The sequence below is a fragment of the Novosphingobium sp. ERN07 genome, assembly GCF_012641335.1.
GTDB lineage: Bacteria > Pseudomonadota > Alphaproteobacteria > Sphingomonadales > Sphingomonadaceae > Novosphingobium.
In genome coordinates, this window is sequence record NZ_JABAID010000011.1 from 39,921 (window position 1) to 55,098 (window position 15,178).

Below are 15,178 nucleotides of genomic sequence, written 5' to 3' on the forward strand. Positions count from 1 at the left end.
AGAAGCTAAAGTTCGATCCAGTCTACGAAGTCGGGATGCCGGTCGGCGACACGTCGAAGGACGCTGCGTAAAGGGCCGGAAGCTGGCCCGATGCTGATCACCAAGGTGTCAATCGCTCGGGTAAGCGGGATCATGATCCATCGCGCCGCGTGGCGGGCGGCCGCTTCCTCGCGGGTCTCGATCAACGGATCGTAATCGTGACCTTCCACTTCCCATTGGCGAAATTTGTAGTCCCACAATTGATCGAGGCTGTAGTTTATCACTGACCACCCCTCTAGGCCCCGACACGAATCGTATTGGACGAAACGGAGTTCTTCACGGTCGGTGGGATAGGCCTCCCGGACATCTCGAGCCGTACCGTCCCATACCTTGCCGCCTATCCCGACATAAGCATCAGCCGGCTCGCTCCTGGGTCCGGAGGTTCTCTTAACGATCGCGCCGGGCGGCACACAGGCCAGCATGTCTACAGGGAAGTTACCCAGCTTGCGGGCTTCCACAACTAGTTCGGCGAGGCGATCAGGCTGTGCCGCAAGATCGCCATCGTAGATGATCACCCTTCCACCGCCTGCGTCGGTATTAGGCTCAAGGTCCCAATCCTCAAGTCCGAGACGCATCGCAACGTCGGCCGCGAACGAGGCCACGTTTGCCTTCATGCGCAGGCACTTCTTCAAGCGGCGGGTTCGGGACTCCACTTTCGATAGATCCAGCGTCCAGTCGGCCACCGAATCCCGAACATATTGGTCGATGCCGTCAGATACGACGAGGCGCGTCGGACCATATACGGCCTTCAGAATGGCAATTTCGTCTCCCGGCCAATCCTGCCCTTCATCGACGAATACTAGGTCCCAGTCGAACTCGGTCGCGTCAGTGCGCATTATCGCGCCAAGATCGTCGGAAGTGACCGCTCCGCTTCGCAGGTAGTTGAGCAAAGATTCCTTGTGCGCATCGTAGTCATCGAGGAACCCGTCATAGCAATCGATAACGCCGAGCTTGAGCATCAACCGGCCAATGAACCCATGGACAGTCTCGATCGCCACGCCGCCCGCCTCAACGCTGCGTGGGACGCCGAGCAAAGACATGGTGCGCCGCATGTCCGCCACGAGCGCCTTGTTGAACGTCAGGACGAGCGATCGTTGACCCGATTGGTCGAATGCTCGGTAAGCCATCTGCAACAAGATCACCGTCTTCCCGACGCCGCCTCGCCCCTTCAGCAGCACCTGGCGCTCACCGAGATCATCAAGCCAAACGTCAGGTAAGGCTGACTTTGCGATAAGGTCCATGCGCCGGCGATCTAGCGGTGTAGGTTCTAGAGTTGCGAAGAGCGGCGAGTTCTCCGCGAGCAGTCGACCAAAAGCATCTTCGCTTCCGTATGACAGCGTCACCCTTCTATCGGGTTCGCGCGGTCCCGCTACCTGGCCAAGGACATTTAGCAATCGCTCGAAGCTTGTATCGCTTGCGATGCAAACGTGCGGCCGCGACGGCAGGTCGCGCTCCTTCAGGCCAGTGAATAGAACGAGGTTTTGAACATGGACATGGTCCAAGCCAAAACGATCGAGCCATTTCTTGAACTCGAACATCTGCGTTCGGTTCTTCTCGGTGACGCATTCCCAGGACTCGACCCCATTCCGCACGTACCGCACAAAGCCCGCCGTGTTTTCGAACCGCACGCCTGTTGCATCGTGAGACTTCACCTCAACGACCAGCGCAAAGTTGCGCACCCGTGCCGCCTTCGGCGTAAACGCCTCGCCCTCTCGGGCGAAGAACTTCCACTCCGGATCGAAGTCACGCGCCGTCTCAAATGAGGCGATCACAACCAGATCGAGGTCTTCGAGCTTCTGCCCATGCATCTTCAAACCAACGAAAATCCGGACCGTGTCGGTCCGGCTTCGCGCCAGGTCTGGCCAAAGATCAATTATGCGTCTTTCAAGGCGCTTGGCGGCAGCATACTCGTCGCCCTCCGCAACACCGGTAATCTCGATCACGCGCCGCCCCCGTGCGCCTTCACACCATCGGCGATCTTCATATCAGCACGCGTTCCTCAACGATCCGCGTGGCCGTTGGAAGGTTTCCGCGCACAAGCAACTCATTGATCGGTATGACCTCGCCGTCCCACTTTTCTCGCATTTCCGCAATACGGGGGTCAGATGGGTGCTCGTCTGTCAACGGCCCCGCCAGTGCAATGACCGCCTGGGATCCATCCGAACGCGTGGCGAGGATTGGAACCACAACGTCGCCCATCCCGGGCACGCTCAAGATAGCGCCACGCTCGTAGGTGACGCCGCCCTCGGAGTTCCGTTCGAGGTCAAGCATCAAGACTTTTGTCGAAGCCTCGACGCGATCGGCGGAGAAAGGCTGCATGGAGTCCGTCAGGAGAAATTCGACGAGCTCCGCACCGACATGCCGGTCCAACAGGCCATGCTCGAACTTGTTTTTGAAGCTCCGCAGGCACCGATAGCACGAGGAATCGCAATTCTCGCGGCAGGTTTTCATGATCGTCAGAGCCCGCTGGAACAATTCCGCTCCGCGGTCGGCCAATTGACGGGAAAAGCCCGCACCACCAGGAAGGGTATCGTAGAGGAATATCTCCGCTTCCAGCCCCACCTTTCCGGCTTGGGTCAGTGCTGGACGATACTCCGCCATCAGTTCTCCAGGTTCGACTTCAAGAATAGCGCAAGCCGCCTTTGCAAGTGCTTCGCTTACCGTTCTGAGCGCGACGTCGGTCGGGAAATAGCCGGGCTTGAGCTTCAAAGGCGCGTCAACCCGGATGGAAAACAGCGCGATGTCAGTAATGAAATCGGTCCCGAGCACGATGTGCCGCGACGTGCGGTTTCCCGGACAGGTCGGATCCTTATGCGGAAAGGGCTTCAGATGCGGATTGAAGATAGATGCCGTCCCTTCCGCTGAGGACTCAATCAACCCGCAAAGCGTGCAATAGTTATAGCCTTCCTGCTTGGGGCCAGTGTTGGAAACAAGGAGGTGTTGCCTGATGGGCATCACCCGGAGTCGATCATTCACCTGAATCCATTTCTCCTCCGGCGCGGGAGTTGGCATTTCTAGCTTGGCCCGCGTCGCATAGCTGGTTTCTGGCATATCGTCGGGAGAGGTAACCTCCTCCAGTCCAATCGGGTGAGCAAACCCGGGTGGCCGAAGCCAATAGCGTGCAGGCCCGAACGTGCCGGGCGATTCACAAGCATGGCAGTCCGCGACGTGGTTGTGGTCAAGGCCGACATCGATTTTCACCGTTTCGGCAAAGCCACACTCGCTGCATTCCCGATATAGTCGGCGGTTCTGCCAAGCGGCAAACCTGTCCTCCGACATCGGCGAGTAGATCGCAGCTGACGTGTAGCATTTGCCCGAAATCCAGACCTGCTTCCCTGGCGCATACTGCGACAATGCGACCGGTAGGCCCTGTGAGGGCGCAAACTTCATAATGGGGCGGAATTCGGTTGATCGCTCCTTGTCAAACACGTTGAAGGTCGCAACGTCGGTCGGGAAGGCATATCGTGGCAACACACCCTTGTAGAGCAGCCGATCGAGCAGAGTACCCGTCAGAGCTTTCTCTGGAGGGGCCTCCTCTCCCACTTCGTCTTGAACTTCGCAGCCGTCATCATCAGGGTCGTCATCGGCCTTCTCGAGCCGTTCACCTTCGACTGCATCGTTGGCGATTGCCTTATCGACTTCCGAAGCGCAGTCTTCGACCATCTCGTCGAGCACAGCCTCTCGCAACTCGCCTGCCAGTTCCTCCGGGATCCAGGATGCCACACGCTCGCGAAGTTCGCCCTCGTTCGCCTCAAGCCATGCCTTGAAGTCCCCAGCGTTCAGAACCGCTCCGGTCGACTTGAAATCCTCAACCGACCCGAGAACCGAAAAAAGGTCCGGGCTTGAGTTGGGATCGAAGGCAGGTAGCCGTACTTGGTGGTAGGCCTGCAGCAGAAAGGCGCGGATGTGCCGCTTCACGATGTCAGGGTTATCTAGCGTCAGTCTGGGATCGATAACCTTTCCCGAGATCATTTCCTTCGGTTCACTAAAATAGTGCTCATCGTGGCTGTCGGCACTGCCGAATGCGACGACCGTAGCAACGGCATTACCGCGACGGCCGGCACGGCCAGCGCGCTGCTGATAGTTCGCGCGCCCCGGGGGCATGTTGCGTAGCGCCACACCCGACAAGGCACCGATGTCGATACCGACTTCCATCGTGGTCGTGCTCGACAGCACGTCAATCGCCGTATTCTGACCGGCGGAAACGCCCCAGTCGAGTTCGACATCCTGGAACAGGAGTTCGTTTTCCTCGGCCTTTGAGAAGACATCATCACTTTGCGGCGCGTTTAATTGAGCGGTGTGCTCTGCTGCGATTAGTGCCATTGGCACTTCCCTCGGTGTACCCAGGGTGCCAAGCACCGGGCTGCGGTAATAGCCCTTCCGCGCGACAAAAACGCTGTCCTCCATGGGATTCAGTTCGACTACCGCCGTGCTTCCGCAGTCGAGGCAATGCGGAATAGTGCGTACCGGCCGGTGAACCGACTTACAGTCGGTGCACCGTCGCCAAGCGCCCTCCAGTTCCAGCGAAAGGTACTGCCCCATAAGGCGTCGGGCACCGCCACCCTGATCCTGGGTGAATATTTCTAGCAACGCCTTGGTCCAGACCTTGAAAGCCTTGCGGGCGGCAGGATCCTTCAGCACGGTGTCCATCGCCTTGAAGGTGCCTTTGCGCGAGTTTACGCTGGTCCCTCGTCCCCGCGGCCGCTTGTACCAAGTGCTAGGCATAGCATTCAGCCAAAAACCAACGGGCCTCCAGCAACGCAGCCACGTGCGAGCCAGGGCGACTTTGTCATCGTCACTCTCGGCGACGCCGGGGATGTTTGGTAGAGCGTGCAGATCCTTGGTTTTGTTGGCACGTTCGCGGATCGAAGCCAGCGCAAGCGCCTCGAGCCCAAGGTATCGGTCTTGGACGGTCTTTACGATATCGTCGAGCAACGCAGCAGGCGGAACCTCGGTTCTGGTCTCCATCCATAGCATTGCAAGTCTTGCGTCATCGGTTTCCGCATTCTGTTGAGCTGCCATTTCGACTGCGTGCTCAGCGGTGGAGAAATTTTCGCCGGATTTCAATTCAGGTCGCAGGCGCACGCCCAGAACCTTCGACGCCAGAAGCACCGAAAGATAGAGCTCATCCAAACTCAGCAATGGCTGGATCACCGTCGACTTCGAAAGTCGACCGAACCCCCAGATGATCAGTGAGCGGAGCGCATCGCGGACAGAATACATCTGCAGGTTCGGGGCCAGACGCGCTGCAACCTGGCGAGAGTCAGAAAAAACGAGCACCTTTCGGCCCCGCAATGGCGCGAAGGCAGAGGCAGCCTGCTTTCCTGGCGGCTGCACCGCCAACTGCCGAGATACCAGAGCTTGGAAGGGCTGGTCACCCTTTGTCTGGTGATCCTGGATTGTTGTTCGTCCGCTGGCCGTCTCGTTACAGACCGCGCAGGGGACGAACCGCCCTCGATGATCCGCATTGTCGTCGGACTTCCCACCTTCGTCGTCGTCATCCTCGTCGACCGTGGGTGCCAGCCTGTTCTTGCGGATATAGACCGTGCGCGTCCGCTCGCCTGTTGAAAGGCGACCAGTATCGAGGTCGTATTCGGCAAGTTCCGCCAATTCCATCTTCTTTGGCGTCTCGAGCAACAGATCAAGCTCGAGAAGCGGGACCGTCTCCATGCCGGGCATGCGCAAGCGTCGGCCGGGTTCTGACCAGAGTGCATCAGGGGAATCGAGGTCATCGGAATAGGCCCGCGCGTGAGCCGATCCGCAACTCCGGCAGGTGAAGAATTCAAGCACCCGCGATCCGCAACTGCAAACCTCATGAGGCTGGCCGTACATCCTGCCGCAGATCCCGTTGCGATCCTCCTCGGCCAGTTCGCTGCAGTCCGGGTCCATGCATACCCAGAGACCGGGAAGCCCTCGATAGAAGTTGTGCACACGGCATGGCAGCGGCCCTGACGCGTCGGGTTGCTCGCGCGCCACGCTGCCGATGGCAAGGAGCGCAGTCACTGCACTGTCCGCGATCTCCGGCGTGTCGGGGAAGATCCTTTCGCCGAGTTCCGCCACGGGCTGAGCGGAACCCATTGTCTCATTCACAATGAGGCCAAGGGGGGGGAAGGTCTTTAGGGCTTCAAAAAGGTCGCGTTCGATCCCCGCAGCGGGCGCAACGCCCCGATGCTTGAGGAAACCAGCAACCGACGCCGCGCGGTCCTCCTCTCGCGGCGAATAGAAGAGCTCCAGATCAACATCCGCCAGCACTTCGGCTTCTGCCTTTGTACCGGGCGCAGCGTGCGACCGCAGGTCAAGATCGCCGGTGACGGCAACGAAACTCTCGGCCGGAACGCCGGAGAGCTGTGCGCCAAACTCGGTCGCGTATTCTTTGCTATCAAAGCTCGCAGTAGCGCAGATCACCTGGAAGCGGTCAGTCGATATCTCGAGCCGGTCACGCAACCGGCGAAGCAGAAGCCCGACTTCGGCCCCGGCCGCACCACGGTAAAGGTGAGCTTCGTCCAGGACGACCGTGAACTTTTCTGCCGGGTTGGCCGCCAACCATTCCCGGGTAGCATCAAAGATCGTCCGTTCGATCGGGCGCATCATCATGTACTCGAGCATGGAATAGTTCGTGACCATGAGATCCGGGCACGATGCCTGGACCTCGTGGCGCGTGATCAACTCGGAATCTTCTTCCAGCGTTACAGCTCGAAGGAAATCTCCGGTTTTGGGGTCAACCCATCGCGAGCCTTTTGCACCGAACCATTTGTCGAGGTCCGGCTTGGCCGGCCACTTACCCCGCTCTTGTAATTGATCGCGAAGTCGCGCCGCCGCCTTCTGCTCGTCAGACACGGGACCCGAGGCCTGGCGTTCAATCTCGACGTAGAACGCCTCGAAGGAGGTAAGCTTGCGCCCGTCCTTTTTTCCCGTTCGGACGCCGGCGTAAGGCGTTCTACTCGTGTACCGCGCAAAACGCGGCGGTCGGCCCGCCCACTTCACGAATTGCGTGACCAGGTCTGGATCACCGAAAATGGCCCGCAAGCGCCCTAACTGGTCGTTCACCAAGGCGTTCATGGGATAGAGCAGCAACGCTCGCATCGCGGGCTGCGCAAACGATGCTCGCCGCTCGGCAGCCTCACGGGCAAATTTGCCGAGGATGGGTAGCAGGAAGGATTCCGTTTTACCTGAACCTGTCCCCGTCATGACTACAAGGTTGCGGCCCTCTACGAGGGCGTTATCGACGGCGTCGGCCTGATGGCGGTAGGGGGGGTCGAAAAGAAGCCGCGGACGATGCTCGCGAGCACTCGACAGCATTTCGTAGATTGATCGGGCAGAGGGCGGCAGCCCCGGCATGTCCCGAAATTTGGCCCCAACCTGATAGCGTGGGGTTGTTTCAAGAAATGGCTCCTGATGGGTGACTCCAGTTCGCTCGAGTAACGTGCGGCGTTGCTCAATCAGTGCAGGGTCACCGATGTGGTAGGTGGCCTCGATATACTCCTTCAGCGAGGAATGGAGACGATCGATGGTCTCCTGAATCGTTCTCGCCATTTCAGTAACGCCCCCTCATGCGGTCGCCCGCGACAAATAGAGTTGATCCTTCAGGAAAGCCTCCTCCGCCTCAACCTCAGCGGTGGCGACTAGGAAGCTCATAAGGCAATTTTCGGGTTCGACCTCCCGACCAATGACCGCGAGCCGCCGCCTTGCCCAGGACGGTATCGGCGAATAGAGATCAAAACGCGAGCCAGCTTCTGCTTCTACTAGCCGGTATTCCTGCGGGCGCCCGGCGAGTGCGTCGATCGCCATTTGAATTCGCCAGGCAGCGTCGCATCCTCTCCAACGGTCACCAGTCATGGGCAAGTCGAGCAATTTTTGCGCAGAGCCTTCACGCAACTCTGCATAGCCCCATAAATCGGCACCATAGGTCTGCGGGCGCCGGACCACGAAATTCCCGGTCAGTCTGCCGGGTCCCGTCCACCGCCTCCGGTAGCTTCTCGTATTCTTGCTTCCATCCAATACCTGAATGTCCGGCACATCGCCCGAACGTGCGCAGGCTGCGAGCCTGCTGTCGAAGCCCGCCAGCAATGTGGCAGCGTCTGACCTCCGCGGAGTGCGGAGCCAACCTTCGGCAGAGAGCTCGCGCAAACCAAGCTCGCGGAGGATTGCCGACAAATCTTCGTCTCCCTGCGTTTCAATAACGCGCAGAGTTCGGTCGGCCATGACACGAGCGCGCATTTCATCTGGAAGAGGCGTTTGTTCGTCGGCTGATATGCCAAGGATAAAGGCGCTACCGCTTTCGCGCGCAACAAAAGCCGGCGGCGCTGCCACCAACCATGTCCCCTTTACCTCATCATCCTCAAGCGCGACATCGCGGACCTCGAGCAGGTCTCCAATCGCAACGAGAGTATCGAGAACCTCCTCCACGCGCTCGGCAAAACCAACAAGGTCGTCGACCAGACCGCGGTGACTATTGACCATAGCCCGCACCAAGGTGCGGGGTGATCCGGGGCACAGAAATCCAGCCAAACGCCGCAGGGCAAGCGCCAGGTAGGCTTCGTCCAATAAGACTGAGCCGGACGGTGCTCCGAGCGCAGCGCGCACCGCGCTCTTCACAATATCCGCTGTGACTATCTCGATCATAACGCCCTTTCGGCGGGGTCGGGCGAACTGTACCGATCTGGTCGATGCCCCAACAACTGGATGAGGCGCTCGCCCGCAGCCAACGCAGGCTGATCCCAAACATTTTTGATGATCGACAACAGATCATCATCAGAAAACGGCATTTTGCCTGCTATGGCTTCGCCCAGGTCAATCGCAGGTCTGGTAATCGCACCCGGCGCAACTTTGTACCGTTGGGCTAATATAGCGAATTCCCGCGCCCTCGCATCCGCTGTCGCATGCGCATGTTTATGCGCGTCCCGCGCCAGGATGAAGGCAAATGCCCGATGCCGCTTATCAAAGCAGTCCAGAAGACCCTTGACCGCGATATCGAAAGAAACCTTGCCGTTCTTCAGTTTACTCTCGGCTCGTGCCCAATCCGGACCGAGCATGACATCGTATAACCGCTCCTCGAGTCGCAAAACGATATTTTGCCGGCGTTCTGCCGCCAGCGCCCCAGTAAGTCGTGCTGCCGACCAGATGCGTATCGCTTTGATTAGAGCGAGTACTTCTTTGGGTTCTACAAGCATTTCGCCGAAATCAGGCTCAATAAGCAAACCGCTCAATCCACCAGAGATCTTGCGTGAACTCACAACGAGAGCTTCGTTCTTATCACCATACGTCGCGACGAATAACCCTCCAGGCGAAGGCGGTTCGATGCCGGTAACGACGTCCTCCAAACTGAGTGGAATGGCTTGAACAGGTCTTTCGAAAGAGGTGAATGTCACCTGTAGAGGTGTTTCGGCATCGTGATCATCGACTAGCCGCAAGTGGGTTGTGCGGTTTGTATCTTGCCAGACCCACCGCAAGGGGGCCACGTCGCGACTGAGCGCAATGTGCACCACGCCCAATTCCTCGCCATCGACGACGATGCGGCCGGCTCCCGCGCCGAGGTAATGCCAGGGTTGCTTTTCCACGCGCGCAAACGCTGTAAAGGCATTTCGCCAGGAATCTGGTCCCAAGGGAAGCGTAAGCTGGGCAACTTGTTCCCGCCCAAGCCGGCTACCCGTGCCGTCAAGCAGTTCGATGGTCACCGTAACTTGACGCCCTGCCGGACCCAACACGCTCAGTTGCGTGAGACCCTCCCAAAATTCGTCAAGGGTGGGGAACGGCGGCTCGCAAGAGACGATCAACCCGGTGTGCCCGATGGTCCCGCTCACCCACGGATTGGGGCGACGGACCGTCAGTGAAATCACGCCTTCCACCGGTCGTTTTGCCGTGTCGTTCGTGTCACGCGCAACGCTGATGCCTAGAACATGATTACCGGGGGCAAGGGGCTGCAATTTCACAAATGTCGGCTCGCCTGGCGGCTTAGCTGGAATTCGTACGCTCGGCCCGGCGCCCAGGCTCAAGATGTAATGATCCAAGGGGTGATCGTGCTCGATGGCGAAGACCGGACTTTCATTTTCAAGCCATTCGGTCGCGCCCTCGCCATCCCAAGCTCGCGCCGCCAGACCGGCCGGCCAGACTCGGATTGTTTCGGCGATCGACAAATCGGCCTTTTTGAATTCTGAGATCAACTCATCCGAAAGGGTGGCCGGCACGTGAAACCGTACGGCGATGACGTCTCGACAAATAATGGACGTAGACTTAGCCAACGAAAGCGAGGGCAAGTCGCCGCGTGCCACAAGAACGTAGGATTTTCCCGGTCTGATCAGCCTGGACAGTACTTCCATCGCTTGGCCATCTGGGCCAATCCGAAACAGCCAGGTCGGCCCCGAACGAATGGTCCCCTCGCCTGCCAGCAGATGCTCCATCACCGCATTTGGCTTTTGGAAGGACAACACTGGCTTGCCTGCCGCAGGCCACAGCTCAAGTGTTCGACGCTGCGAGCCGTTGAGAAGCCAGCCTGGAGGCCGCCAGCCTGGGGAGCCCGCGACTTGGCATCGTGTCGTGCGCAGGAATTCACCAAGTTCCGGAGCGAGGTCCGCAACCTCAGCAAAGCTGGGAATTTCGATTGTGGGGGACCATTCGTCCGTGCGGATTTGTCGCAGCACCAGCGAGGGACGAATGGAAGGTTTATGTTCGGGTTCACGTGAGTTTTGAAGGCCACCGTGCACAGAGACGTTCCGCGCAGCACCTCTGATTATCGCGGTTTCAACCGCTTTTCGCGTGTCATGGAGCCATTGGCGTGCGCTCCTCGCCCGCTCCAGGTCACTGACGATACGTTCCAAAGTTGCAGGGATGATAGTTACCCCAACCTCGGCACGATGTGCCAACAAGGCCAGGACTATGCTGCCCACGAGTGCTTCCTGCTGGAGGAAGTTCTGATAGCGGGAACTGCCACCATAGCTCATTCGAGCTACGTATCGTCCAAGTTCTGCGACCGGCAAGTTCAGTCTAGCCACCAAATTGTAGCGCAAATTATAGAGGCTGCGTGCGAGCTGCGATTGCAGGTCTTTCGGCAGCAAAGAATGGGTTATTGGCCAGGCAATGATTGAGAAATTGCTCGCCCAAGGGCCAACAGGCCGAAGTCCTCCGTAATCTCTTTGAAACCGCCTAAACCAAGAACGAATGTAGGGGCGCCAACCATGATCCCATCCGGGCATGCGCCGCCCAAATGTATACCAATATTCATCTCCGTCGTAGTCGTAACCTTGTTCGGTTGCGAACACGATCCAAAGCAGCCAATGTGTCGAAAGGGTGTATCCGCCGGTGCCAAGCCTTCGCTTAAGGCCATTCGTCATCGACTCTAGTTCTTCTACCGTCAGCCCATGCTCAAGCGCATAGACAGGGAGATTACGTTGGCCTCTTTCTTCTGAAAGGGCTTTGAAATGATGTTCAAGGCGATCTTGAAGTTGTCCAAGTTCGGCGCTCACCGCATGCCCCTGCGAATTACTGCTGAGGCGTGCGCCCGATAAACGAAACCGACCACCGGATCTCCTTTTAGGGCAACTGACCACCCCATCATAACGGCCAACGCACCAATAGCTTACACACTACGAAACCGAGCGCTACCAGAAGAAGACACTGTCCACGGCAGAGTCGAAAATTTCATTAAATCAATTTCATCGCAGCTTTCCGGAGATTGAGGTCATGAACCATGCTTTTAGCGTGCGGAGACCTTTCCGAGCAGGTCTGCGGGCAGCGCCCGCAGCTTCGGCCTGACGGCCGGGAGGGAAGGGGGTGGGAAGAGAGTGATCGAACAAGGGGTTCGGTCGCAATCGATCCACCTAGGAGAACGTCCATGAACATCGGTGAAATCCGCAAGAACGCCAACGGCCAACTGATCGGCTCTGTCGAAACGCTCACCATCACCCGCACCATCGGCCTGCGGCCGGTGACCTCGAGCAACCCGCGCGCGCCTCGCTACGAAATCGTCGCGCTCAACGACCAGCGCCGCTGGGTGATCGTCGGCGCGCTCTTCGAGCTCTCCTCGAACTCGACCGGCGAGAGCTTCTACCAGGGCAAGATCGACGACCCGTCGATGGCGCAGCCGCTCTACATCGCCGCTTTCCCGCGCGAGGATGGCACCATGGCGATCGCCTGGCAGCGTCCGCGCCGCCGTGACAATCGCCTCGGTAGCGCCGAATACGGCGAGAGCGACATGTTCCCGGCCGACGATGCCGGCGGCGACCGCGGCGCAGAGCAGGCCGGGGACGGTCTGGGCGACAGCACCGCGACTCCGCCCGCCAAGCGCGGCCGGGCCAATGCCAAGGACGGCGCCGAACACGATGGCGCGCTGCCGCCGCTCGTTGACGCCTGATCGGCAAGTCGAACTCCAACCGACGGGGACCCCAAGTGGGTCCCCGTCCTCGTGCAAAGGCCGCGGATGAGCCCCCCCGCGCGGCCTGAGGCGGAACGCTGGCACTGCCCCCCGGCCGGCGTTCCGCCTCTTCATTTGCATGGGGATATCCGGAGGACCAAAATGCTGACGATGAGCGAACGCTTCGCCTTCACCACCCGGCGCCATCACGCCTTTGCCAGCACCGGCAATGCCTACGACGCGGTCCAGTGCGACGAGGCCATCCGCACCGGAGACACGCTGGTCGTGCTCGCCGAGGAGGTGGTCGGCGTCGCCATGACCTGGCCGTTCGCGGTGACGCAGGCGCACGGGCATCTCCATGCCCTCTCCGCGCCGCGCGAGGGCGAGACGCTCGCGGATATCGCCCGCTCGCTCCACGTCAGCGCGGCCGACTTCGAACACGCCGCCGAGATCGCCCGGCGTTTCGGAATTCCGCTCGACCCGCAGATCGAGGCGCTGCTCGCCCGCCCGGCGGGCGGAGCCGGCGCGCTTCAGAGCGGCAGGGTGGATTGCTCGGAAGGCGATGAACTTGCCGGCGCATCGACCGCATCGGCGATCACGCGCGCAAGTTCGAGCGCGGCATCTTCGCGCAGGCAGGAGCTTGGAGCCGTGATCCCGACCCGCGCCCAGCCCGGGGCGTCCAGGATCGCATGAGCGATAGCAGACGTATCGATTCGTTCCATACCGTCAAAAGAACATAGAGGGAACATATTTGCAAGATGGCTGGCGTCGCTGCTCGTCCCGATTGACAGGGGAGGGCGGTCCGCCGAGCATCAGCTCATGTGCAACTTGTACCGCATGACCAAGGCCCCTGCGGAAATCGCCCGTCTGTTCGGCGCGCGCAGCGCCTCTGGCGCGAACTTCGCGGCCGAAGTCTACCCCGGCTATCCCGGCCTTGTCGTCGCCGAGGGCGAGACGCGGATCATGACCTGGGGTTTCCCGCTTGTCCTGAAGGCCAAGAACGGACAGCCGCTGAGGCCCAAGCCCGTCAACAATGCGCGCGAGGACAAGCTCGGCACATCGTTCTGGCACCCAAGCTTCGAGCGCCGCCGCTGCCTGATCCCGGTCAGCGCCTGGGCCGAGGCCGAGGGCATCAAGGGCCAGATGACCCGGACTTGGTACTCTCTGGCGGGCGCAGATGTCTTCGCGGTCGCCGGGCTGTGGCGCCCGACCGAGGAGTGGGGCGCGGCCTATTCGATGGTCATGGTCGCCGGCTGCCCGCAGATGGCCGAAGTACACGACCGCATGCCCGTCGTTTTGCGCCAAGAGAACTGGGAGCAATGGCTCGCGGGAACGCCCGCCGAAGCCTTCGCGCTGTGCCAGACCTGTCCCGATGAACTCGCCGTCGATCGCACAGCCGAACGCTGGGGGGCAGGAAGGTCCGCAGCGACGTCAGGCTGAGGGGAGGGGGGCTTCGCCGGTCAGATCAGACCCAAGCGAAAGGACCCGGCCATGGGCGACCGAGCCCCCGTTCACATCACCATCGGCGGCGCACTGCCGCGCGAACATCTCGAAACCTTCGCGGCGCACGCGGGCGACTATGACCTGCGCACCGAATGGGACGGCGAACCCTTCGATCCCGCAGCGCTGCCCGAAGACGAACCGCTTGAGCTCTACGGCACTGAACTCAACGGCGGGCAGATCCCCGAGATCGACGCCTTCTGCGCCGAGCACGGCCTGCCGTTCCGCCGCTGGTCAGGCGGCTGCCCCGGCGCCTATCTCCCCGAGATCATACTGTTCGATGGGCACGGGCCGATGCGCGACTACACGGCGAGCGAAGACGAGTACGTCCTCTTCCCGCCGTCGTGGATCAACAGTTTCACGCGGCTGCGCGATCTCAAACGCGAGATGGCCCGCGCCGAGCTGACCATCCCGGCCTTCGTGGTGACCGGAGGTGCGAGCGATGACCGTAGCTGATGGGGCCCTGCTGGCCGCCTCGCGCGAGGCGGTGCTCGCCCGCTTCCCGCTGTCGCGGGTGAGCGAGGCCTTCTTCGACGACATGCTCGGCGTCCTGCCGCCGGCGCACATCGCGGACGTGCCGGGCTTCTTCGTCTCCGAGGCGGTGTGTGACGACGTCCACGCCCAGTTCGTTGCTGCCGGCGGTCGCTTCTACGGCGGCTATGTCGGGCTGAGGGATCGAGCGGGCCTCATCACCCATGCGCGCATCGCGGCTTTTGATGCCGCCCATCCGGACGCGGTGGAACTCGCCTGGTATCCCGACGCCTGCGAGGAGGCCGCGCGATGAGTCGGCACCGGATCCTCGAACTCGGCGCCGGTCCCGCCGATGAGCCCTGCGCGCAGCTTGGGCAATGCGCGGACTTTGCCGAGGCCAACACCCTCGAACTGCTCGCCTACAAGGCCGCGATCATTGCCCTCAACGGCGAGCCGCCCCTGCCGCTCGGCTTTACCTTGGTCGCCAATGCGCATGATTTTGGGACATACCGGACCTTGTGGCTGGTCTCGGCGGAACTGCCCTTGCCCGAAGACGCGCAGGCCTGGCTCGACGACCTTGCGGAACCGGCCACCTGGATCGCGGCGGGATTTCCGCCGCCCGTGACCTACGAGGGCTCGCGTGCCGTCATGCGCCCATTCCGCGAGGTTATCGCCGCCGCGCTCCAGATCACCCGGGCGAACGCCGACGGCAGCTTCTTCCCCGCTGCGAACGCGGAGCTCCACCGCAACCTGCTCGCCGCCTACGGTCCTGCCACGGTCGCTGCCGCCGACAGCGGGTAAGGGGAGGGGGCTGGAGCTGGG

Annotated in this window: 10 protein-coding genes; 5 read left to right on the plus strand and 5 right to left on the minus strand. The window is 60.6% G+C overall.

The window, feature by feature from the left end; genetic code table 11:
* Positions 1–5: 5 nt before the first annotated feature.
* The 4 genes from HGI47_RS23115 to HGI47_RS14605 are packed head-to-tail and all read right to left on the minus strand — an operon-like array spanning position 6 to position 11,498.
* Complete coding sequence (locus tag HGI47_RS23115) at positions 6–1,982, minus strand: AAA family ATPase (protein WP_168853506.1); 1,977 nt, start codon at positions 1,980–1,982, stop codon at positions 6–8.
* Positions 1,983–2,019: 37 nt separating this feature from the next.
* Positions 2,020–7,572, minus strand: coding sequence for a DEAD/DEAH box helicase (locus tag HGI47_RS14595; protein ID WP_168853507.1), 5,553 nt, complete (start codon positions 7,570–7,572; stop codon positions 2,020–2,022).
* Positions 7,573–7,587: 15 nt separating this feature from the next.
* On the minus strand, positions 7,588–8,661 hold the full coding sequence (locus HGI47_RS14600) for a hypothetical protein (RefSeq protein WP_168853508.1): 1,074 nt from the start codon (positions 8,659–8,661) through the stop codon (positions 7,588–7,590).
* Positions 8,658–11,498, minus strand: coding sequence for a hypothetical protein (locus HGI47_RS14605; protein WP_168853509.1), 2,841 nt, complete (start codon positions 11,496–11,498; stop codon positions 8,658–8,660). The genes HGI47_RS14600 and HGI47_RS14605 overlap by 4 nt, the downstream gene beginning before the upstream one ends.
* A 368-nt stretch (positions 11,499–11,866) precedes the next feature.
* Between HGI47_RS14605 and HGI47_RS14610 the strand changes: the two genes are divergently transcribed.
* The gene (locus HGI47_RS14610; RefSeq protein ID WP_168853510.1) at positions 11,867–12,385 is read left to right on the plus strand and encodes a DUF736 domain-containing protein; all 519 of its coding nucleotides are present in this window, start codon (positions 11,867–11,869) and stop codon (positions 12,383–12,385) included.
* A 530-nt stretch (positions 12,386–12,915) separates the two neighbouring features.
* Here the strand turns inward: HGI47_RS14610 and HGI47_RS23120 are convergent.
* Positions 12,916–13,134, minus strand: coding sequence for a DUF6771 family protein (locus HGI47_RS23120; protein WP_370521734.1), 219 nt, complete (start codon positions 13,132–13,134; stop codon positions 12,916–12,918).
* A 70-nt stretch (positions 13,135–13,204) separates the two neighbouring features.
* Between HGI47_RS23120 and HGI47_RS14625 the strand changes: the two genes are divergently transcribed.
* From HGI47_RS14625 to HGI47_RS14640, 4 genes are read left to right on the plus strand one after another with little or no spacing between them, the layout of a single operon-like run.
* A complete protein-coding gene (locus HGI47_RS14625; protein WP_168853512.1) occupies positions 13,205–13,825 on the plus strand; it encodes an SOS response-associated peptidase in 621 nt (206 codons plus the stop codon).
* A gap of 51 nt (positions 13,826–13,876) precedes the next feature.
* The gene (locus tag HGI47_RS14630) at positions 13,877–14,341 is read left to right on the plus strand and encodes a hypothetical protein (protein WP_168853513.1); all 465 of its coding nucleotides are present in this window, start codon (positions 13,877–13,879) and stop codon (positions 14,339–14,341) included.
* Complete coding sequence (locus HGI47_RS14635; protein ID WP_168853514.1) at positions 14,328–14,669, plus strand: hypothetical protein; 342 nt, start codon at positions 14,328–14,330, stop codon at positions 14,667–14,669. The genes HGI47_RS14630 and HGI47_RS14635 overlap by 14 nt, the downstream gene beginning before the upstream one ends.
* Positions 14,666–15,157 (plus strand): hypothetical protein, encoded by a 492-nt coding sequence (locus HGI47_RS14640; RefSeq protein WP_168853515.1) that lies wholly within the window; start codon positions 14,666–14,668, stop codon positions 15,155–15,157. Before HGI47_RS14635 ends, HGI47_RS14640 begins: the two co-directional genes overlap by 4 nt.
* The last annotated feature ends 21 nt before the right edge of the window (positions 15,158–15,178 follow it).